Origin of the sequence: Lysinibacillus macroides (genome assembly GCF_001281525.1) — a bacterium.
Lineage (GTDB): Bacteria > Bacillota > Bacilli > Bacillales_A > Planococcaceae > Lysinibacillus > Lysinibacillus macroides.
The window spans coordinates 149543-172489 of the sequence record NZ_LGCI01000008.1; the positions used below are offsets into that span (position 1 = coordinate 149543).

The following is a 22947-nucleotide window of genomic DNA, read 5'->3' on the forward strand; positions in this document are numbered from 1 at the left end:
AGGGAGGAAAATTGCATGCAAATCGAAAAAATTCGAGGGCATCAAACAGATCAATTATTTAAAGCCGTGTTAGAGCTAAAAGACATCGAAGAATGCTATAAGTTTTTTGATGATTTATGTACGATAAGTGAAATTCAATCGCTGGCACAACGTTTTGAGGTTGCACATTTACTACGTTTAAAGAAAACCTATGAGTCCATTAAAAGGGAAACAGGTGCAAGTACCGCAACTATTTCAAGGGTACGCCGTTGCTTTGATTATGGAAATGATACATATGATGAAATGCTTGGTCGTTTGTATCCTGATGAAAAGCCATTTCAAGCACCAAAAGAATAGTTGAGCAGAGGCTGGGTAGAGGTTCTACCTAGTCTTTTTCATTTTTTTGTTATGAATCATAAGCTATACTGGTAAGCGAATAAATCGAAAATGATAGGTGGTCAATAGATGGATTATTTAGAATGGAAACATGTGTTCAAGCTAGACCCAGCAAAGGAAATTTCGGATGAAAATCTTGAAAAAATTTGTGAATCTGGCACAGACGTGATTGTGGTTGGGGGAACGGATCAGGTGACATTGGATGGTGTATTAGACTTACTTGTTCGCGTCAGACGCTTCGAGGTACCGATAGCGCTTGAAATCTCTACACTTGATGCGGTTACACCAGGCTATGATTATTATTTTATCCCCACAGTCTTAAATAGTGATGATCCAAAGTGGATTAAAAATTTACATCATGAAGCTATTAAAGAGTACGGTGATATTATGGTGTGGGATGAGCTGGTTGCAGAAGGATATTGTATTTTAAATCCAAATTGTAAAGCGGCGCAAGTAACAGGAGCAAAAACAGATTTAACGATTGACGATGTAGTAGCCTATGCACGTCTAGCAGAAAACTTCTTTAAGCTTCCTGTATTTTATATAGAGTATAGTGGCATGTATGGCGATCCTGAAATTGTAAGTGCCGTGAAGCAAGAATTAAAGCACACAAAGCTATTTTATGGTGGAGGTATTACATCTGCAAAGCAAGCAGCAGAAATAGCCCAATTTGCAGATACAGTAGTAGTTGGCAATATTATTTATGAAGATCTAAAAGCTGCACTTGCCACTGTAAAGGCTGTCAAAAATACGCTATAATTTTAAGAACAAATGTTTGTGAGGTGGTAGAAAAGTGGAACAATTAACAAAAAATTTATTAGCAGGTATGAACCCGGAACAGGAGAGGGCAGTTAAAACAACTGAGGGACCGTTACTCATTATGGCAGGTGCTGGCTCGGGGAAAACACGTGTATTAACACATCGCATTGCTTATTTAGTAGTAGAAAAGGAAGTATATCCATCTAAAATTTTAGCGATTACGTTTACAAATAAGGCGGCGCGTGAGATGCGTGATCGTATTGATAGCATTCTTGGGAATGGTACGGGTGAGCGTATGTGGGTTTCTACATTTCACTCAATGTGTGTAAGAATTTTACGCCGCAATATCGATCAACTTGGCATTTCTCGTAATTTCTCTATTTTGGATTCTACTGATCAACTATCAGTGATCAAAAATGTGATGAAGGAGGAGAATATTGATCCTAAGCGCTATGAGCCTCGAGCGATTTTAAATGCCATTAGTGCAGCTAAAAACGAATGTATCACAGCAGATGATTATGCTAGTCAAATGAACGAAAAAAATCCATATGGACAAACTGTTGCACGCGTCTATAAAGGCTATGAGAAAAGATTACGCCGCAATCAATCCCTAGATTTCGATGATTTAATTATGACAACCATTACGTTATTCAAGCGTGTACCAGACGTACTTGAATACTATCAACATAAATTTCAATACATTCACGTGGATGAATATCAAGATACTAATAAATCCCAATATTTACTTGTACAGTTATTAGCAAAGAAATTTAAAAATATTTGTGTTGTAGGAGATTCTGATCAGTCTATTTATCGCTGGCGTGGTGCGGATATTAGTAATATTTTATCCTTTGAAAAGGACTACCCTGATGCGAAGGTCATTATGCTTGAGCAAAATTATCGTTCAACAAAGCGCATCCTACAGGCAGCCAATGACGTCATTGACAATAATACAACACGCTATCCAAAAGAACTACGTACAGAAAATGTAGAGGGTGACAAGATTGTCTTATATAAGGCTTATAACGAGCAGGAAGAAGCCCAATTTGTTGTCCAAACAATCCAGCAATTAATAAAAAAAGAAAATCGTTCATTTGATGACTTTGCTATTTTATATCGCACAAATGCGCAATCCCGTGTAATGGAGGAAATGCTGGTAAAGTCTAATATGGCTTATCAAATCGTAGGCGGTACAAAGTTCTATGACCGTAAAGAAATTAAGGATTTACTTGCGTATTTACGTCTTATTGCCAACAATGATGATGATTTATCACTAGCACGTATTATTAATGAACCAAAGCGTAGTATCGGTGCTACATCCTTTGAAAAAATGGCCCGCTATGCAATTGAGCAGGAGCGTTCAATTTTTGATGCAATGACTGACCTTGTATTTATGGGCTTATCAGGAAAAGCCGCTAATTCAGCGGAGCAATTTTATGTGATGATAAAAGGCTTTACAGAGATGCAAGATTATTTATCAGTTACAGAAATTGTAGAGCAAGTTATCGAAAAATCAGGTTATCGCGCAATGCTACAAAACGAAAAAACGATTGAAGCTGAAAGTCGTTTAGAAAATATTGAAGAGTTTTTATCTGTTACAAAGGCATTTGAGGAGCGTAGTGATGATAAAAGCTTAGTTGCCTTTTTAACTGATTTGGCATTAATTGCTGATATTGATGCGCTCGATAAGGAAGATGCATCCAAGGGCAATATTATTTTAATGACGATGCATGCTGCAAAAGGCTTAGAGTTCCCTGTTGTTTTTATTATCGGCATGGAGGAAAATATTTTCCCACATTCACGCTCTCTCGATGATCCAGATGAAATGGAAGAGGAGCGTCGATTGATGTACGTGGGCGTGACGCGAGCAGAAGAACGTTTATATTTAACATGCGCGCAAAGCCGAACGATTTTTGGTCGTTCGAGCTTTAATAATGCCTCACGATTTTTAGGGGAGATTTCAGAAGATATTATAGAACCTATCTCCAAAGCAGGTGTTCAATCCACAACACCATTTGCATCAAGCAATCGTTCAACAGGTGGCTCTCAAAAACGAACACTTGGAGCTGTTCAGCAAACACGGCCTGCTACAGCACGGTTACAAGCAACAGGTGGCGACCAGTTCGGCTGGAAGGCTGGCGATAAGGCTATTCATAAAAAATGGGGAACAGGTATGGTTGTGAGTGTAAAAGGTGAAGGTGATAATACAGAGCTGGATATTGCTTTTCCACAACCAATTGGCATTAAGCGATTACTAGCTCAATTTGCACCTATTGAAAAAGCGTAAGCGGAGGAACATAAATGAACGAAATCGAACAACGTATAGAGGAATTAAATCAATTATTGCATGAGTATGGACATGCCTATTATGTATTAGATAGGCCTGTTGTAGCTGATAGCGTTTATGATCAATTAATGCAGGAGCTTATTGCACTAGAAGAAGCGAATCCATCACTGATCTACCCTGATTCACCTACACAGCGCGTTGGTGGGGCAGTGGTAGAGGGCTTTAAAAAAGTGACGCATGATTACCCTATGCTTAGCCTATCAAATGCTTTTAATGAAGCGGGTCTTCAAGAATTTGACCGTAAAGTTCGGCAGGCAATTGGTGATCAATTCTCCTATGTATGTGAGCTGAAAATAGACGGTCTTGCTATTTCATTAAAGTATGAAAATGGTTTATTTGTACAAGGGGCAACACGAGGAGATGGAGTTGTAGGAGAAGATATTACAGCCAATTTAAGGACGATTCGAGCGATACCTCTGCGTTTAAAGGAGCCCATCACCATTGAGGTACGCGGTGAGGCATATATGCCGAAAAGGTCATTTGAAAAATTAAATGAGCAGCGTGTAGAAAATGGTGAAGAACTATTTGCGAATCCCCGTAATGCTGCTGCTGGCTCCTTACGTCAGCTAGACCCTAAAATTGCGGCAAGCCGTCATTTATCAACCTTTATTTATGCGATTGGTGGCGATGGCGAGGCATATGGCATTGATGGACATGCGGAAATGCTCGACTATTTAGAGAGCTTAGGATTCCCCTCCAATAAAGAGCGTCAACGTTGTTCAACGATTGAAGAGGTAATGGCGTTTATCGAGCATTGGACAGAGAATCGTCTAAATTTAGCTTATGAAATTGATGGTATTGTAATTAAAGTTGATCGCTACGCACAGCAGGATGAGCTAGGCTATACAGCTAAAAGTCCGCGCTGGGCCATCGCTTATAAATTCCCCGCAGAGGAGGTTATCACAACATTACTTGATATTCATTTAACAGTAGGGCGCACAGGTGTTGTGACGCCAACAGCTATCTTAGCACCAGTACAAGTAGCGGGAACCACTGTCCAACGTGCATCCTTACACAATGAGGATTTAATCCGCGATAAAGATATTCGCCTTGGAGATACCGTGATTATTAGAAAAGCAGGCGATATTATTCCACAAGTCGTAGGTGTCTTAATAGAGCAGCGTCCTGTAGAATCTGTGCCATATGTAATACAAAAAAACTGCCCTGTATGTGATAGTGAGCTTATTCGAATTGAAGGAGAGGTTGCGCTACGCTGTGTGAATCCTGCGTGCTTTGCACAAATTGCAGAAAGCATTAAATACTTTGTGTCACGTAATGCGATGAATATTGATGGTTTAGGGGATAAAGTAGTGGAGCAATTATTGCGTGCAGATTTAATTCATGATGTATCTGATTTATATCATTTAACAGTTGAGCAGCTTGTTGAGCTAGAACGAATGGGCGAAAAATCTGCAACCAATTTAGTCAATGCTATTCAAGCCTCTAAGGAAAACTCGATGGAGCGATTATTAATTGGCCTAGGCATCCGACATGTTGGAGAAAAGGCAGCAAAAATCGTATCAGAGGAATTTGGTTCAATGGAGGCATTGATGGCAGCCACAGAGGAACAGCTAGTGGTGATTCATGAGATTGGCGATAAAATGGCCTCGTCATTAGTCGAATTTTTCTCAAATGAAGATGCGTGTGCAGTGATTGGCCGTCTTGCTGAAGCAGGCGTGAATATGACCTATAAAGGTAAAAAAGTAGAAGCGGCTATAGGCGATAATCCTTTTGCAGGTAAAACAATTGTGTTAACTGGTAAACTTGAGCAATTGACACGCAACGAAGCAAAGGCGAAAATAGAAGAGTTAGGTGGTACTGTCACAGGCAGTGTTAGCAAAAAAACAGATCTTGTAATCGCAGGTGCGGATGCAGGTTCTAAGCTAACAAAGGCTGAGCAATTAGGCATTGACGTTTGGAACGAAGAAACCTTAATTGAGCAACTTAGTCTTATTTAACAGCTTTAAAATTGATTATTCGTAAAGGAGCATTAAATAATGAAGTCTTTTCGACTCATTCCAGCAATTGTAGCAGCTGCAATGTTAGTCGGCTGTGTGCCTTCTAAAGATGGGGGAACAGAGCTTACACAGGAAACGCAGCAAGATGAAAAAGCTGAAACGACAATTATTCCAAGCCTACAAATTGATGAATCCTATTACAAAACATTGATTCCTTATAAAGAGAGTGCAAGTAGAGGGCTTGTTGTATCAAATATTTATACAAAGTACGATATGAAGGAAGTAGAAGAAGGCTTAATGCGTCTTTCACAAAAGGAGTTCGACACTGAAAATTATTACTTCCAAGAAGGGCAATACTTAGCTGAAAATACGGTGAAGGATTGGCTAGCACGTAGCTCACAGAGAGAGACAGGCTTAAATCCGCCCACAACAGAAACAATGCCAGCGGAAGAACGAGCAACAAAGGCTCCTGTATATTTGGCGCATATTGTAGAGCAAAACTATTTAACAAAAACAAATGATAATAAAGTCAAATTAGGTGGCATGTCTATAGGTCTTGCCCTCAATTCGATTTATTATTATCAAAAAGAGCAATATGGTGAATATTATGAGGAACCAATTTCAGAGGCTGCGCTTGTGGAGCAAGGTAAAAAAATGGCCGCTGAAATTGTTACGCGATTGCGTGCACGTGAGGAGTTAAAGGATATTCCAATTGTTGTTGGTTTGTTTAAACAACAAGCACGCAATGCAATTGTTCCAGGGTCCTATTTTAGCTATGGTGTAGCGAAGGCTGGTCAAAATGACATTGCTGACTGGGAAACAATTGACGAAAATTATGTATTATTCCCAACAGATGATTCACAGGATGTTTATCGAGAGGTAAACAAAGACTTCAAAAACTTTAAACTAGACGTTGATAAATATTTCTCGAATTATACAAGTGTTATTGGTACAGGCTTCTATCACAATAAAGAAATCCAAAAGCTGACCATCGAAATTCCTATTCAATTTTTCGGTAAAGCAGAAATTATTGGTTTCACACAATATTTGACAGGTATTTTAATCAATCAATTTAATAATATTCATGTTGAAGTAAGTATTACTTCAGTAAACGGTCCTGAGGCATTAATTATTAAAAAAGCGAATGATACGGACCCATATGTGCATGTTTATGATTAACGATAGTCAGCCTTTGTGCTGGCTATCTTTTTCGGACGAGTAGGGCAATGTAAAAAGACAATGACAACACTTTGTGATTGCGGTGAAAGTTTCTATATTTTTGCTGAAAGTTGTGATTTTTAATAGGAAAAATGTTATGATTATTGGCATGGTTAACTTTATCCAACCCTATTGTGATCAATAAAAACAATGAATTGAGTAAGTATTTGGAGGTGTGAAAAATGGCTAAATTAACAAAAGAAGAAGTAAAGCACGTAGCAAATTTAGCACGTCTGGCAATTACAGAGGAAGAGGCAGAAAAATTTGCGGAACAGCTAGGAAAAATTACTGACTTTGCAGAGCAATTAAACGAGCTAGATACTACAAACGTTGAGCCAACAACGCATGTTTTACCATTGGTGAATGTTATGCGTGAAGACGTAGCAGTAAAGGGCTTAGATCGTGAAGTTATGATGTTAAATGTAAAAGAACAAGAAGATGGTCAAGTAAAAGTACCACCTATCATGTAATACTTAAAATATAGGAGGATTCCTCATGACGTTATTTGAACGTTCAGCTAAGGAGTTACAAGCGGCTATTAAAGCGGGTAACTTAACAATTGCTGACTTAACAAAAGAAGCATACGAGCGTATGGCAAAGCTTGATGGCGATGTACAAGCATTCCTTGCTTCAAACGAAGAAAAAGCAACTGCACAAGCTACTGAAATGGATAAAGTACCATTTGCAGAGCGTGGACCACTTTTCGGTCTTCCGATCGGTGTAAAGGACAACATTGTAACAGAGGGCTTAGAAACAACGTGTGCCTCTAAAATTCTTGAAGGCTTTATGCCAATTTATGATGCGACTGTTGTCAACAAGCTACGTGAAGCAGGCATGGTGACAATTGGTAAGCTCAATATGGACGAATTTGCAATGGGCTCTTCTAATGAAAACTCGTACTATAAAACAACAAAAAATCCATGGAACTTAAACCACGTACCAGGAGGATCTTCAGGTGCATCTGCGGCAGCAGTAGCAGCAGGTGAAGTACCATTCTCTCTTGGCTCAGATACAGGTGGTTCAATCCGTCAACCAGCAGCTTACTGTGGGGTTGTAGGAATGAAGCCTACATATGGTCGTGTATCTCGTTTTGGTCTCGTTGCATTCGCATCTTCTTTAGATCAAATCGGACCAATTACACGCAATGTTGAAGATAATGCGCTATTACTAGAAGCTATCGCTGGATTAGATCCAAATGATTCGACTTCTGCGAATGTTGAGGTGCCAAATTATGCAGCAGCTCTTACTGGAGATATTAAAGGCTTACGTATTGCCGTACCAAAGGAATTCCTTGGGGAAGGTGTTGGCGAAGCAGCACGTCAATCAGTGCTAGAGGCATTAGAGGTATTAAAGGGCTTAGGCGCTACTGTAGAAGAAGTATCACTTCCTCATTCAAAATATGCACTGGCTGCGTACTATATCCTTTCTTCATCTGAGGCGTCTTCTAACTTATCTCGTTTCGACGGTATCCGTTATGGCTTCCGTGCAGAAAACGTTACTAATTTAATGGACCTTTATAAAGAAACACGTGCACAGGGCTTTGGTGATGAAGTAAAACGCCGTATCATGCTAGGGACTTACTCACTAAGTGCAGGTACGTATGATGCATACTACAAAAAAGCACAACAAGCACGTACACTGATCAAAGCAGACTACGATAAAGTATTTGAAGACTTTGATGTCATCATTGGACCTACATCGCCAACACCTGCATTCAAAATTGGTGAAAACGTTGATGACCCAATGACAATGTATGCTAACGATATTTTAACAATCCCGATGAACTTAGCAGGTGTACCAGCGATTTCAATTCCTTGTGGCTTTGAAAACGGTCTACCATTAGGTTTACAAATAATTGGTAAATATTTCGATGAAGCGACTATTTACCGTGCTGCTCATGCTTTTGAACAAGCAACGGATTTCCATAAACAAGTTCCTCAGATTTGGGAGGGAAAATAACATGAACTTTGAAACAGTCATTGGTTTAGAAGTACACGTTGAGTTAAAAACAAACTCAAAAATCTTCTCACCAGCACCTGCTCACTTTGGTGCTGAACCAAATACAAATACAACCGTAATCGACTTAGGCTATCCAGGTGTTCTACCTGTACTGAATAAAAATGTAGTAGATTTCGCAATGCGTGCAGCGCTTGCACTTAATATGGAAATCGAACAAGAAACAAAATTTGACCGTAAAAACTACTTTTATCCAGATAATCCGAAAGCTTATCAAATTTCACAATTCGATAAACCAATCGGTAAAAATGGCTGGATTGATATTGAAGTAGATGGCTATACAAAACGTATTGGCATTACACGTCTTCATATGGAAGAAGATGCTGGTAAGCTATCACATGCTGGTGACCACTCATTAGTTGACTTTAACCGTCAAGGAACACCACTTGTTGAAATCGTTTCTGAGCCAGACATTCGTACGCCAAATGAAGCATACGCTTACTTAGAAAAATTAAAATCCATTATCCAATATACAGACGTATCTGACTGTAAGATGGAAGAAGGCTCACTTCGTTGTGATGCTAATATTTCCATTCGTCCTTATGGTCAAGAAGAATTTGGTACAAAAACAGAGCTGAAAAACTTGAACTCTTTCAACTTTGTACGTCGTGGCTTAGAGCATGAGGAGTTACGCCAAGCTGATGTATTGTTGTCAGGTGGCGTGATTGAGCAAGAAACACGTCGTTTCGATGAAAAAACAGGTAAGACAATTCTCATGCGTGTCAAAGAGGGAACAGATGATTACCGCTACTTCCCAGAGCCAGACTTAGTGCGTCTTTCGATTGATGATGCATGGCTAGAGCGTGTAAAATCAGAAATTCCTGAGCTTCCAGACGCACGTAAAAAACGTTATGTGGAAGAATTAGGCTTAACACCATATGATGCAGGCGTTCTTGTTATTTCAAAAGAAATCTCAGACTTCTTCGAGGCAATGATCGTAAACGGTGCAGATGCGAAGCTTTCTGCTAACTGGTTAATGGGTGATGTTTCTGCTTACTTAAACGCAGAACAAAAAGATCTTAAAGATACTGCATTAACGCCAGAAAACCTTGCGGAAATGGTGAAATTAATTACAGACGGTACAATTTCTTCTAAGATTGGTAAAAAAGTATTTGCTGAATTAGTAGAAAACGGCGGCTCTGCACAGGATATTGTGAAAGCAAAAGGCTTAGTGCAAATTTCCGATGAAGGTGCATTACTTGCAATTGTAACAGAAGTTTTAGATAATAACGCTCAATCTATCGAAGATTTCAAAAATGGTAAGGATCGCGCGATTGGCTTCTTAGTTGGTCAAATTATGAAAGCAACAAAAGGCCAAGCTAACCCACCAATGGTAAATAAATTATTACAACAAGAAATTGCTAAACGCTAAAAAAATGGTACTGGGATGGAATAAGCCCGGTACCATTTTTAGTTTAAATTACAATTTTGTTGTCCACCAGCCCGTTTGACGGTTACTGTTTAAATTCTTGGTTTCTAATAATTCTCCATTTCCATCCAATGTATAATCATGGGTGGGCGTTGAAAAGAATACTTGCTCCTCTGGGCGAGTTGCCTGTGTTTTTATTAATTGATCTTTAATTGTGGCAAGTTGCTTTCGCTTTGTGTACATGGGGTCGACATTATGGGTGAGGAAAACGGCTGCATCTGGTGGCAAATTAATATGACCTGTTTCATCCACCTCGTAATCAGTGTCGCCAATAGTAATTTTTTCGCCTTGTTTATACCCAATATCAAATAAATTATGGGACATAAACGTATTACGGCTACCCAGAACCTGTTTTTCCGAAAAAGTTCGACCATCCTCTCTTAAATAATGTCTCACAGTTTGACCACTACTTTTAACCGTAAACCAACCAGGCTCAATCCCAACGCTCTTGAACATATCCAATACTTCCTCACCAGAATATGAATGTCTTGAACCGATTAAGCCAGATCGCCCTGTAAAGCCAGAAAAAAAGTCTTCAATTTTATTGATCTTTGTTACATCCTGCTGAGAATAAATAGTTCCTGTCTCAACACCTAGTCGTTCGCCCAATTCGGTGAAAGCAGTGCCAAGAATGGAACCAGAGCCATGGTAGAAGCTTTGCATAACCGTTGAAACGCCATTAAAACTAAAGCGATATAAAGCACCATCGTCAAATTCAAGCACGTTATTCTTTGCTTTTATTTCCTTTACTTCTTTTCCTTGTAAATGGGTGAGTGATTGAATAGCTTGACGGCTTGTAATCCCCTGCTTACTCGCTACCTGCTTTTGCAGACTACTAGGTGATATTTCCACCGTATCTAATTTTTCATACAGTTTTTTCATAGTCCCTTTAGATAATTGATTGTATTGACTTAATTGTTTCATCGTTGATAACATGTTTGTTTTAGAGGAGCCATTGTTGAAAAGGCTTCGCATAAGAGAGAAGTGTTGCATTTTCATAGAAATTCACCTCCTAATATATTAAGGAATGATTGGATAAAAATAAGAAAATCTTAATTTTGGTGTTAAACTATAGGGCTTTGTGCTATTTGAAACCTTACCTTGTAATTGAACACTCCACTGACTATGAAAGGCTTTATTTTGAACAGCAGGAATATTGGCGATCCATGAATAGGAGGAGGTGTTAATCCACGAAGAATCGGTCGCTAATTTAATTCGTCTATATTCACTTGTTGCAGAATTTACCTTAGTGCCACCAAATGTAACTTGGTAAACAATAGCTTTTTTAGGGACGTCTGCGATATGTCTAAGATCATACGTATCTTGAGCAGTATTAATTGACGTCGTTAATGTTAAGGGTGTTGCTGCTGTGTATTCATAGGAATCCACCGTATAATTGGGGCTGCCAACGGTAAAGCGATATTCCCCACCTGTTCCAAAAACACTTGAAACTTTCACATAATAAATCCCCGCTGTGGATACATTAAATTCGTAAGGAAAGGCGCCTATAAAAGAAGGATCTTTACTATAGTCCTCTTCAAAAATTTGCCCCAAAGTAGCATCAAATATTTCAAATTTAAAGATTGGACCTGTTTGACCATTGATAGATAAATAGGTTTCTGGATTGGCAGGTAAATAAACTTGATACCAATCCTCGTCTGTTGCACTCGACAAATTGCCAACTAACACTTTTTGACTCGCATTATTCCCATTAATCATTTGAGCTGGATCATGATTGTTTCTCTCAATAAGCTGCGCATTTACTGATGTATCATTTGGTTCTGTCTCATCAATTATAGCTGCAGCTGCTTCTTCGATGAAAAATGGTAAAGAGATAAACAAAACAAATAGAAAAGCGTAAATCTTTCTCATTATTAAAACTCCTCACATTTTTTATTAGAAGGACCTTCCTTTACTATATCGAACATAATATGTAAATATTTATATTATTTCGGAAAATAAATACTTGGTACTGTCAATATTTTTGTGTAAATGACGATTCACCCGTTCAAGGGAACTCATCACCTGTGTATTCAATTGTACTTGTTCGAAGTGTTGATTTGAGTGTGTAGGAAAGGGCTAGCCCTTTCCTACACACTCAAATTTCGCGCTGGCGCGTCCCGGTCTAGTTTGCCGGTTCGTGCAGCTGCTCAAACATTTCTTCTAGCTTTGCACGGGCCTGATTGAAGCCGATGTGGCAGCGTGTGGCGAAACGTTGATTATAGTCTTCGAACTGCGTCACTAAAAAGCGCTCCAACGATTCTTCGTTCGGGAACTGTTCCTTGCGCTTTGTATATTTTTTGATTTGCTTATTGAACGACTCGATTAAATTCGTCGAGTAGATGCTTCGCCAAATCGCCTTGGGAAAGCCGTAAAACGTCAGTAAATACGGGTTTTCGAGTAAGCCTTGTGCGACTTTTTTATACGATTTGCCCCATTTTTCGCAGAACGTCTCGAGCGCTTTTTTCGCTGCTTCAGCGTTCTTTGCCTGGTGAATCGTTTTAAAATCCTCGCACACTTCCTTGCGATCTTCTACTCGGACTTTATGCATGATATTGCGTGCCACATGGACAAGGCACACCTGATATTTTGCCTTTGGAAACACATTAAACACAGCGTCTGCCATGCCTTTTAAGCCGTCTGATACGAATAAAAGTACGTCTTCTACACCACGGTCTTTGAGCTCTTGTAGTAGCTCCTGCCAGTTGTAGGCCGATTCTGTTGGGGCAATCGTATAGCCAAGCACTTCTTTAGAGCCGTCTTCACGAATACCAACTGCAATATAGACGGCCTCTTTTGACACCGTATCACGACGCACGGCAATATACGTCGCGTCTAAATACACGCATACGTAACGATTGTGCAAAGGACGGTTATTAAAGGCTTCTACCGTTTCTGAAACAGCCTTTGTCATATTCGAAATCGTTTGCGGCGTATAGTGATGCCCATACATTTTCTCAATTAATTGCGCAATTTCCGCCATCGTAATGCCTTTTTTGAACAAGTGAATGACCGTTTCTTCCAGCGTATCGTTCGAGCGCTTATATGGTACCACTGTCTGTTGTTTAAACTCACCGTTGCGATCCCGCGGGATTTGAAGCGTTAAATCGCCGTACTCCGTGTGAAGTGTACGCGAATAAGACCCATTGCGAGAATTGCCTGAGTTGAACCCGATACGATCGTATTTTTCGTAATCCAAAAATTCCGTCAGCTCTGTCGCCAGTAGCGAGTTGATCGCCATTTCCAAGTGCGAACGAAAAACCTCGGTAATATCTTGTTTTTTGACTAGTGCATCGACAATTTCTGTTGTAAACTGATTCATAGGGAAGACCTCTTTTCTAGGATTGGTTGTGGTGACTTAATTCTACCAAGAAAGGGTCTTCCTTTTTCTATGGAATTTTCTATTTACACAAAATATTTTATACTCTCAAATACTTAGATATTTTATAAATTAGAAGTAAATAGTACTTATATTTTTTGTAAATAAAAAGAGCTTTACAGTTGTCTTAAATGCGGATTCGTAGCAAAATATAGAATAGATTATACTGAGGGGGACGAGCCAGTGAAAACAGAACAACAATATTTTAATGAAGCTATTTCTATCCAACAATACATGGACAATATGACAACACTTAAAGAAGAGAGTTTTCGTATTTATGACGGCTTTGAAGTACCAACAAACGATGGCTTTGTTGATTTATTAAAGAACAAGCAGCCAAAGATTTTAACAATTACGGAGGATTGGTGCGGTGATGCAATGTTAAATAATCCAATTATTCGCCGTGTGGCTGAGGCAGCGGGCATAGACATGCGTGCCGTTTTACGTGATGCTGATACAAATTTAATTGATCGTTATTTAACAAATGGTGGTCGTGCGATTCCCATCTATCTGCTATTAGATGACACTGGGGAGGTTATTGGCAAATGGGGACCACGTGCACCTGAATTACAGGAGCTGGTGGTAACGAAGCGAGCAAGCTTACCAGATAAAGAAGACCCAGCGTTTGAAGAGGCGCAAAAGGCACTGTATACGGAAATTCGTGAAGAAAATATTTCCAACCAATCTTATTGGACTTTTGTCTATGAGGACTTTAAAAAGCAAATAACAGCAGCATTACAATAAATAATGCAACATTTCAATGTATAATTCGTTGAATGAAATAGAATCTTATGAAGCAGGAAGGTATGTTATGAAACGAGCAAGAATCATTTATAATCCTACATCTGGACGTGAAGCATTTAAGAAGCATCTCCCAGAGGTGTTAGAGAAACTAGAGGTAGCGGGCTATGAGACATCTTGTCATGCAACAACAGGTGAAGGCGATGCAACACTTGCAGCAAAAGATGCGGTAGAGCGCGGCTTTGATATAATTATTGCAGTTGGTGGAGATGGCACATTAAATGAAGTTGTTTCAGGTGTAAGTCCATATGAAAATCGTCCGAAAATTGGTCTAATTCCGATGGGCACTACAAATGATTTTGCCCGTGCTGTGCATATTCCTCGAAATATTGATGAGGCAGTAGAGATTATTATTCAAGGTGATACCCTACCAGTGGACGTTGGTTTATTAAATGGTGAACGTTATTTTATCAATATTGCAGCTGGCGGCCGAATCACAGAGCTAACATATGAAGTACCAAGTAAAATGAAAACAATGCTTGGTCAGCTAGCTTATTATTTAAAAGCAGTAGAGATGATACCATCCATTAAAGCTTCACATATGCGTATTGAATACGATGGAGAAGTATTTGATGGAGATGCCATGATGTTTCTTTGCGGACTTACAAATTCAGTAGGTGGCTTTGAGAAGCTTGCGCCAGATGCTAGCATTAATGATGGCTACTTTACCTTAATTGTGTTAAAAAAGGTCAGCTTACCTGAGTTTATTCAGCTTGCTGCTATGGCATTAAGAGGTGAGCATTTAAACGATGATCGGGTCATTTATAAAAAAGCAAGCGTTGTAAAAGTTACGACAGAAAATGAAGTCCATCTCAACTTAGATGGCGAATATGGCGGCGATGCACCTGCCACATTTGAAAACCTAAAGCGTCATATCGAAATATTTGTACCTCTTGCGGATATTCGTGAGGATGACCGTATTTAATGTTGAAAGCTCCAGGTGGGAAAGCATGGGATTGCCGCTCAAAAGCGGGAGAATGTGCTCAATAAAGGTAGTGCAGCGCTCAAAAGCGAGAGAATGCGCTCAATAAAGGTGCAGCGCTCAAAAGCGGGAGAATGCCGCTCAATAAAAGTAGCCCAGCGCTCAAAAGTGGGAGAATACGCTCAATAAAAGTAGCGCAGCGCTCAAAAGCGAGAGAATGCCGCTCAATAAAAGTAGCGCAGCGCTCAAAAGCGAGAGAAGGCCGCTCAATAGAGGTAGCGCAGCGCTCAAAAGCGAGAGAAGGCCGCTCAATAGAGGTAGCGCAGCGCTCAAAAGCGAGAGAAGGCCGCTCAATAGAGGTAGCGCAGCGCTCAAAAGCGAGAGAATGCCGCTCAATAAAGGTAGCGCAGCGCTCAAAAGTGAGAGAATGCACTCAATAATAGGAGTACTCCACTCAAAAGTGTGGCACTCCCGCTTAATTATAGCGATTACTTCACTCCCATAAGAGATTGTGAATAAATTAAGTAAAATGTTTGGCAAATGTGCGTATATTACTTGAACAAAATTTGAAACCTTTATAATAGACTGAAATTTCGGTCCGTTATAAAGGTTTTTTTCGTTGCTATAGTGGAAAATAAGGGTATGAATAGGGGAAGGGGAGTGTTGCCTTTGTATAAATCACAAGAAAAAAAGCTGATGTGGTTAAGCTTTGGTGTGGCAATTATTATGCTACTTTCCATTCTTGGAAAAATATTCGGTAGCTAAGGGGGCAATAAGATGATTAATGAGTCAGCAGTCTTTTGGAGTCGGGCATTAACGGAGTTAACATTATCGTTCCATATTATTTATGCAACGATTGGTGTAGGCGTTCCGTTAATGATTATGATTGCCCAATGGACTGGATATAAAAAGAATGATGAGCATTATATCTTACTAGCAAGACGCTGGGCACGTGGTTTTGTTATTACCGTTGCAGTTGGTGTTGTCACAGGAACAGCGATTGGCTTACAATTATCTTTATTGTGGCCCAACTTTATGCAGCTAGCTGGTCAAACGATTGCATTGCCACTTTTTATGGAAACATTTGCATTTTTCTTTGAGGCTATATTCCTAGGGATTTATTTATACACATGGGATCGTTTTGATAGTCAGAAAAAGCATATGCTGTTACTAATACCTGTAGCTGTAGGGGCGTCAATGTCGGCTGTTTTTATTACCATTGTGAATGCCTTTATGAATGCTCCACAGGGCTTCGATATTGTGAATGGTGAGCTTGTGAATATTCAGCCCTTACTAGCAATGTTTAACCCAGCCATGCCAACAAAGGTGGCACATGTACTTGTTACTGCCTATATGACATCGGCATTTGTGCTAGCAGCTATTGCAGGCTACAGAATGCTAAAAGGCTCGAAGCATGTCTATCATAAAAAATCACTACTTTTATTAATGAAAATTGGCTTAATTTTTTCTATAGCAGCAGCTGTGATTGGCGACTTTTCAGGAAAATATTTAGCCGAATATCAACCCGAAAAATTAGCTGCAGCAGAATGGCATTTTGAAACAGAGGGTAAAGCCTCACTTGTTTTATTTGGTGTATTAGATGGGGAAGAAGTAAAATATGCTATTAAAATTCCGTATGCTTTAAGTATTCTTGCACATTTTAATCCTAACGCAGAGGTTATTGGCTTAGATCAATTTGCAGAAGAGGATTTACCACCGCTCTATATTCATTATCTTTTTGATATTATGGTGTCCATCGGTATGTTTATGCTGCTTATATCATTGCTTTATGTAATCGGACAAAAACGTGGCTGGCTGTTTATTCATACACGCTGGTACAGGTGGGTCATTGTAGCAGGCGGTCCACTTTCCATAATTGCCATTGAAGCGGGATGGTGGCTAGCGGAGGTGGGACGTCAGCCGTGGATACTTTATGGCTTAATGCGTACACCAGAAGGAGCTACAACGAGTGAGCATGTGGATTTAATGCTGTTATTATTTGCAGGTGTCTATGCAGTATTAGCAGTCGGAAGTATTGTTGTATTAGTGCGTATGTTTAAAAAGAATCCAATTGAGCGTGAAATTGAAGATCGCCATTCTGAACAAGGCGGTGATATTCTATGACATTAGAGATTTTAGGGATTTCTGTATTATGGATATTTTTATTTGGCTATGTGATTGTTGCATCCATTGATTTCGGTGCAGGCTTTTTTAACGCGTATAGTCTACTCATTGGCAAAAATCATATATTAACAAACATCATTAAACGTTATTTATCACCTGTATGGGAAGTAACAAATGTGTTTTTAGTGTTTTTCTTTGTAGGAATTGTAGGATTTTTCCCGCAAACCGCCTTTTATTACGGAACGATTTTACTTGTGCCTGTCAGTATTTCACTTGTCCTATTGGCAATTCGAGGCTCTTACTATGCATTTGAGGCTTACGGGGCACGTGGACATATCGGCTATACACTGACATATGGTGTAGCAGGCTTACTAATCCCAGCGTCCTTTTCTGTTGTTTTTGCAATTGCAGGTGGTGGCTATGTGGATATGGTAGATGGGCAGCCTATATTAAACTATTGGACATTATACACAAGTCCATTTGCATGGAGTATTGTCGTCTTAAGCATTGCCGCTGTATTGTATATTTCTGCTGTATTTTTAACATGGTATGCATATAAAGCAAATGATATAGAAGCAACAAAGCTGATGCGAAAGTATGCACTTATTTGGGCAGTTCCTTTAATGATTAGTGCACTTGGCATTATGTATGAAATGAAATCCATTAACCCAGAAAGCTACAATCATATGGTTGATTTATGGTGGATGTTCGCCATATCAGCTATACTATTTATAATCACTGTTCTACTGATAGCAAAGCGTAAAAAGTACGGGCTTGCAGTGGGCCTTTTGATTGCTCAATTTGCAGTAGCGTTCTTTGCGTATGGCATTGCACAATATCCATATTTACTGTATCCATACTTAACGATTTATGATAGCTTTACAAGCACGCAAATGGCGATTGCATTGGTGATTGCATTTGTTTTAGGGCTTTGTCTTCTTTTGCCATCACTATATTTATTGATGAAATTATTTTTATTCAATAAAAGTTATGTGACAGGAAAAGAAGATAATCATGCGTAGGAGGGACTCGATGTATGCAAAGCTTTTTGATTTTTTATGCGCCATTTATAGTCGTTATCCTTGGTATTATGTGTGCATTTTGGTGGGCACCAAAGGATCAATATATTACAAAGAAACAAGAAAAGGGTCGCGAATAGCGGCTCTTTTTTCAGTCGTCAACACATGCTACAATAAGAGGATTGAAATGGAGTGAGTAAAATGTCAGCACCTGTGAAAAAAAATGAACGACTCTCAGTTTATATAGAAGATTTAACGCATGATGGCAATGGTGTCGCTAAGGTTGATGGTTATCCATTGTTTATTCAAGGCGCATTGCCAAATGAGACGGCTGAAATTCATGTAGTAAAAACATTAAAAAATTATGGCTTTGCAAAAGTTCAAGAAATTCTTAAGCCATCACCAGATCGTGTAGAAGCACCGTGTGACTACTTCAAGCAATGTGGCGGCTGTCAGCTACAGCATTTGTCCTACGAGGGACAGTTAAAATGGAAGGAAAATATGGTGCGGAATGTCATGCAGCGTATTGGCAAAATCACTGCACCTGTGCTTCCTGTAAAAGGTATGGAAGAGCCTTGGCATTATCGTAACAAAGCCCAAATTCCATTCGCTACAAATGAAGCAGGACAAGCAATTGCAGGTTTTTACAAAACCAAAACACATAGCATTGTGGATATGGAGCGCTGCTTAATTCAAACAGGAGAGGCAGATGCAATACTGGCAGGCTTAAAAAAAGAATTGGCAACAATCGGGATTCGCCCATATAATGAGCAAACACATGAGGGGATGTTACGCCATGTTGTGATTCGTAAAGCACGAGCAACAGGTCAGATCATGGTTGTCCTCGTCACGAAAAAGAAAAAGTTCTCTCAAAAAGAAGCAGCCATTGCAGTGATTCAAAAACTTGTTCCGAATGTTACATCGATTATGCAAAATATTAATAGCGCTAAAACAAATGTCATCTTTGGCGATGAAACAATCAATCTGTGGGGCAAAGATGTGATTATTGATACAATTGGCGATGTGCGCTTTGAAATCTCAGCGCGTTCCTTCTATCAGGTGAATCCAGTGCAAACAGAGGTGCTTTATCAGCAGGCACTTGATTATGCAGATTTGCAGGGGAATGAACGAGTAATTGATGCGTATTGTGGTATTGGTACAATCTCCTTATTCCTTGCACAACAAGCAAAGGCTGTAATGGGTGTTGAAATCGTCCCACAAGCAATTGAGGATGCCAAGCGAAATGCAGCGTTGAACGGTTTTACAAATACTTATTTTGAAGCTGGCCCAGCAGAGGAAGTCATTCCACGCTGGTACAAAGAGGGTAAGGAAGCTGATGTCCTCGTTGTCGACCCACCGCGCAAAGGCTGTGATGAAGCTTTATTAAAGACCATTTTAGAGCAGCGCCCAAAACGAGTAGTCTATGTATCCTGCAACCCAGCCACACTAGCACGCGACCTGCGCATTTTAGAGGATGGTGGCTATCAAACGCAGGAAATTCAGCCTGTCGATATGTTTCCACATTCGACACATGTGGAGTGTGTTGTCTTGATGTCAAGAGTGGAGAAATAAGGCTTTGATAAATAAAGGATTTCCAAGGTTGGAGGATTTTCTGCCTGATTTCTGGCAGTACCTTTTAACCTTGAAAATCCTTATTTTTATTTATTGAGGAAACATATCAACCGAGTAAATCGGCAGAAGGTTGAGGAGATAGAATGGATGATTTTGTAGGGTTGAGGAGATAGGACAGATGTAATGAAATACATCGAATATCTTGATTATATTAAATATCTAAAATTGTGTAAGGCTTTTGGATTGACGAGGCGTTTAAAATGTCTAACTGTATAAAAAGTTTCTTGATTGTTAGTTCATTATTGTTAGGTGCCCAACTATCCTGTTAAAAATGGATGAGTAATGGTAAAGAGTTTTAGTTTACGAAATGGAATGAATGTGGTAGTATTATCCTAGTAATAATTCTATGTATATAGAATTTTTTTCTATTTATAGAGAATAAAGGAAGAGTGACATGTCTGTATCATATGATAAATTATGGAAGTTAATTATAGACAAAAAAATAAATAAAACACAACTCCGAGACTGTTCAGGGATTACATCTGCTACATTAGCTAGATTAAGTAAAAACCAAGGAGTTTCACTCGAGGCTTTAGAACGTATTTGTAGAGCTTTGGATTGTGAAATAGGGGATATTGTTGAATTTATAGAAGACAAGGTGATTTTAGATGAGTAAGAGATATACAGTAATTGATTTATTTTCAGGGGCAGGTGGACTTAGTCAAGGTTTTGTACAAGCAGGTTATGAAATATTAGCAGGAATAGATTTTGATGAGGCAGCTCTTCGTACATATGCTCATAATATTAAAGGAGCAAAAGCCTTAAAGGAAGACTTATATAAAGAAGAGGAGTCCATTAAAAGTATAGAAAATGCGATTGGAAATCGAGATATTGACGTTATTATTGCGGGTCCTCCATGTCAAGGATTTAGTCTAACTGGATCACGAGATATTAATGATTCTCGAAACAAACTTTATGTTGCCGTGGTTCATGCTGTTAAATACTTCCGTCCAAAGGCATTTTTGATTGAAAATGTACCTGGTATGGCAACTTTATATAAAGGGACTGTCAAACAACAGATTATTAATACTTTTGAAGATATGGGTTATGCAGTTAGTGTAACTGATCCACCTTTGCTCGCATCAGATTATGGGGTACCACAAAATAGAAAGAGAATGTTCTTTGTGGGATACCAGAAAGAACTCGGATATGACTATTTTGCTTTTCCTAAGCCTATACTAGATTCCAAACATCATGTAACAACATCGGATGCTATATCTGATTTACCATCTTTAGTTGATACTCTTGGAGAGAGTATAATGGAGTATACCTGTGAGCCACAAAGTAGCTATCAAAAAATGATGCGTAAAAACTCAGATGTTATATACAATCATATTGGAACCAATCATACCGAAGAAGTAAAATGGGTGATTAGTCAGGTTCCTGAGGGAGGAAACTATAAGAACTTACCTCCGGGAGTAGGTGAATCTAGAAAATTTAATGAGGCCTGGACACGTTATCATAGCCAAAAGCCTTCAAAAACAATAGATACTGGTCACCGAAATCATTTTCACTATAAATGGAATCGAGTACCAACAGTAAGGGAGAATGCTAGACTACAATCCTTTCCAGACACATTTGAGTTTTTAGGAACAAAAACTCAGCAATATAAACAGGTTGGTAATGCTGTCCCTCCTTTGTTAGCACAAGTAATTGGAGAGGAAATGAAAAAGCATTTGAATAATGGTGTTAAAGTTTTCATGGAGGAAGTCCTATGCGAAAAATAAATAGTATCGAGTTATTTGCAGGTGCAGGCGGTCTATTAGATGGATTCGAGCAAACAAATAACTTTAATCTTCTTGCAGCAGTTGAATGGTTAAAACCTCAAGTTCGTACTTTGGTAAAAAGATTAGAAACCAAATATGGTGATGAAGATGCGAAAGATAAAGTGCTAAACTTTGATATACAGCGCACGGATGAGTTACTATGTGGTTGGGATGATACTGAGTTTGGGAAGGGAATCGGACTTGATTCACTTATAGGGGGTAAAAGGGTAGATTTAATTTCGGGGGGACCACCATGTCAAGCCTATTCCTTAGCTGGACGTATTCGTGATGAAAATGGAATGAAAGACGACTATAGGAATTTTTTGTTTGAATCTTATATTAAAATAGTTAACCACTATCAACCGAAGCTTGTTGTATTTGAAAATGTTGAAGGGATTTTATCGGCTATACCAACAGGGGAGAAGATTACAGATTTGATTAAAAAGGCATTTAATGAAGCGGGCTATGAAATTATAAACGATTTACGGAAATATGCCTTGCTTGATATGGCTGATTTTGGCGTACCTCAAAGAAGGAAGAGAGTTATTATTGTTGGTATTCGTAGAGATTCAAAAGAAGTAGATTATCAAGAGATACTAAAGAATTTCTATTTGAGAATGCTTTCAACTAAAAAAGTAGCCAAGAAGAGTACAGTGCGTGATGCTATTTCTGATTTACCCCCGATTTATCCATTACAAAATCCTCATAAGCGGCAGGCTTATGAGGATAATAATGAAATTAATGGACACTCTTCACGTTTTCATAGTAAAAGAGATCAGGAGATATTTTATAGTCTTGCAAAAGATATTGAAGATGGATATTTTCATTATAATTCCGCTGAGGCACTAATCGAATTGTATTATCAAAAGACTGGAAGAAGAACTAATGTTCATAAGTATCATGTTCTTCGTTGGGATGAACCTAGCAATACTATTCCAGCACATCTTAAAAAGGATGGATTACGTCATATACATCCTGATCCAGAACAAATGCGATCTATAACTGTTCGAGAGGCAGCAAGGTTACAGACTTTTGATGACGATTATGAATTCAATGAATCTCAGGTTTCAAATTTTGAAATGATTGGTAATGCTGTCCCGCCATTATTTGCTAAAAAATTAGGTGAACTTATGCCAACCTTATTTAAAATAATTGAACAAGTAGAAAAAGGAAAACAAGAACTTGCAATTTAAGTAAGTTCT

General features: G+C 39.0%; 21 protein-coding genes. 18 read left to right on the forward strand and 3 right to left on the reverse strand.

The annotated features are described in order from the left end of the window. Positions 1 to 15 precede the first annotated feature (15 nt). The 8 genes from ADM90_RS12795 (at position 16) to gatB (ending at position 10045) form a co-directional block, all read left to right on the forward strand. A complete protein-coding gene (locus ADM90_RS12795) occupies positions 16 to 336 on the forward strand; it encodes a YerC/YecD family TrpR-related protein (RefSeq protein WP_053995381.1) in 321 nt (106 codons plus the stop codon). A 108-nt stretch (positions 337 to 444) separates the two neighbouring features. Further along, positions 445 to 1134, forward strand: a complete 690-nt coding sequence (pcrB, locus tag ADM90_RS12800; RefSeq protein ID WP_053995382.1) for a heptaprenylglyceryl phosphate synthase — start codon at positions 445 to 447, stop codon at positions 1132 to 1134. 34 nt (positions 1135 to 1168) lie between these two features. Next, complete coding sequence (gene pcrA / locus ADM90_RS12805) at positions 1169 to 3421, forward strand: DNA helicase PcrA (protein ID WP_053995383.1); 2253 nt, start codon at positions 1169 to 1171, stop codon at positions 3419 to 3421. 14 nt (positions 3422 to 3435) lie between these two features. Further along, a complete protein-coding gene (ligA, locus tag ADM90_RS12810; RefSeq protein WP_053995384.1) occupies positions 3436 to 5439 on the forward strand; it encodes an NAD-dependent DNA ligase LigA in 2004 nt (667 codons plus the stop codon). Positions 5440 to 5478: 39 nt separating this feature from the next. Then, positions 5479 to 6618 (forward strand): CamS family sex pheromone protein, encoded by a 1140-nt coding sequence (locus ADM90_RS12815; RefSeq protein ID WP_053995385.1) that lies wholly within the window; start codon positions 5479 to 5481, stop codon positions 6616 to 6618. A gap of 221 nt (positions 6619 to 6839) precedes the next feature. Beyond that, the gene (gene gatC, locus ADM90_RS12820) at positions 6840 to 7127 is read left to right on the forward strand and encodes an Asp-tRNA(Asn)/Glu-tRNA(Gln) amidotransferase subunit GatC (protein WP_053995386.1); all 288 of its coding nucleotides are present in this window, start codon (positions 6840 to 6842) and stop codon (positions 7125 to 7127) included. 25 nt (positions 7128 to 7152) lie between these two features. Next, positions 7153 to 8616 (forward strand): Asp-tRNA(Asn)/Glu-tRNA(Gln) amidotransferase subunit GatA, encoded by a 1464-nt coding sequence (gene gatA / locus ADM90_RS12825; protein WP_053995387.1) that lies wholly within the window; start codon positions 7153 to 7155, stop codon positions 8614 to 8616. 1 nt (position 8617) lies between these two features. Beyond that, positions 8618 to 10045 carry an Asp-tRNA(Asn)/Glu-tRNA(Gln) amidotransferase subunit GatB gene (gene gatB, locus ADM90_RS12830; protein WP_053995388.1) on the forward strand — a complete coding sequence of 476 codons (1428 nt, stop codon included), beginning with the start codon at positions 8618 to 8620 and terminating at the stop codon, positions 10043 to 10045. 48 nt (positions 10046 to 10093) lie between these two features. On the opposite strand, the gene ADM90_RS12835 is transcribed toward gatB, so the two are convergent. The 3 genes from ADM90_RS12835 to ADM90_RS12845 all read right to left on the reverse strand — a co-directional run bounded on the left by ADM90_RS12835 (position 10094) and on the right by ADM90_RS12845 (position 13424). Then, positions 10094 to 11101: a hypothetical protein gene (locus ADM90_RS12835; RefSeq protein ID WP_053995389.1), complete on the reverse strand. Its 1008-nt coding sequence runs from the start codon at positions 11099 to 11101 to the stop codon at positions 10094 to 10096. Positions 11102 to 11122: 21 nt separating this feature from the next. Next, entirely contained in the window at positions 11123 to 11974 is an 852-nt protein-coding gene (locus tag ADM90_RS12840) for a hypothetical protein (protein WP_053995390.1), read from the reverse strand. Between the two features lie 253 nt (positions 11975 to 12227). After that, a complete protein-coding gene (locus tag ADM90_RS12845; protein WP_053993757.1) occupies positions 12228 to 13424 on the reverse strand; it encodes an IS256 family transposase in 1197 nt (398 codons plus the stop codon). Between the two features lie 240 nt (positions 13425 to 13664). On the opposite strand from ADM90_RS12845, the gene ADM90_RS12850 reads away from it, so the two are divergent. From ADM90_RS12850 to ADM90_RS12890, 10 genes are all read left to right on the forward strand, one after another. After that, on the forward strand, positions 13665 to 14225 hold the full coding sequence (locus ADM90_RS12850; RefSeq protein WP_053995391.1) for a thioredoxin family protein: 561 nt from the start codon (positions 13665 to 13667) through the stop codon (positions 14223 to 14225). A 67-nt stretch (positions 14226 to 14292) separates the two neighbouring features. Beyond that, positions 14293 to 15207: a diacylglycerol kinase gene (locus tag ADM90_RS12855; protein ID WP_053995392.1), complete on the forward strand. Its 915-nt coding sequence runs from the start codon at positions 14293 to 14295 to the stop codon at positions 15205 to 15207. Positions 15208 to 15338: 131 nt separating this feature from the next. Continuing rightward, a complete protein-coding gene (locus ADM90_RS12860) occupies positions 15339 to 15644 on the forward strand; it encodes a hypothetical protein (protein ID WP_053995393.1) in 306 nt (101 codons plus the stop codon). Positions 15645 to 15981: 337 nt separating this feature from the next. Continuing rightward, positions 15982 to 17328: a cytochrome ubiquinol oxidase subunit I gene (locus ADM90_RS12865; protein WP_053995394.1), complete on the forward strand. Its 1347-nt coding sequence runs from the start codon at positions 15982 to 15984 to the stop codon at positions 17326 to 17328. Next, positions 17325 to 18350: a cytochrome d ubiquinol oxidase subunit II gene (locus ADM90_RS12870; protein WP_053995395.1), complete on the forward strand. Its 1026-nt coding sequence runs from the start codon at positions 17325 to 17327 to the stop codon at positions 18348 to 18350. Before ADM90_RS12865 ends, ADM90_RS12870 begins: the two co-directional genes overlap by 4 nt. Positions 18351 to 18364: 14 nt before the next feature. Then, the gene (cydS, locus tag ADM90_RS25345) at positions 18365 to 18487 is read left to right on the forward strand and encodes a cytochrome bd oxidase small subunit CydS (protein ID WP_268766631.1); all 123 of its coding nucleotides are present in this window, start codon (positions 18365 to 18367) and stop codon (positions 18485 to 18487) included. A gap of 61 nt (positions 18488 to 18548) precedes the next feature. Next, on the forward strand, positions 18549 to 19919 hold the full coding sequence (gene rlmD, locus ADM90_RS12875; RefSeq protein WP_053995396.1) for a 23S rRNA (uracil(1939)-C(5))-methyltransferase RlmD: 1371 nt from the start codon (positions 18549 to 18551) through the stop codon (positions 19917 to 19919). A gap of 454 nt (positions 19920 to 20373) precedes the next feature. Continuing rightward, entirely contained in the window at positions 20374 to 20595 is a 222-nt protein-coding gene (locus ADM90_RS12880; protein ID WP_053995397.1) for a helix-turn-helix domain-containing protein, read from the forward strand. Continuing rightward, positions 20588 to 21706 carry a DNA cytosine methyltransferase gene (locus ADM90_RS12885; protein WP_053995398.1) on the forward strand — a complete coding sequence of 373 codons (1119 nt, stop codon included), beginning with the start codon at positions 20588 to 20590 and terminating at the stop codon, positions 21704 to 21706. Before ADM90_RS12880 ends, ADM90_RS12885 begins: the two co-directional genes overlap by 8 nt. Then, positions 21694 to 22938 carry a DNA cytosine methyltransferase gene (locus tag ADM90_RS12890; protein WP_053995399.1) on the forward strand — a complete coding sequence of 415 codons (1245 nt, stop codon included), beginning with the start codon at positions 21694 to 21696 and terminating at the stop codon, positions 22936 to 22938. The genes ADM90_RS12885 and ADM90_RS12890 overlap by 13 nt, the downstream gene beginning before the upstream one ends. The last annotated feature ends 9 nt before the right edge of the window (positions 22939 to 22947 follow it).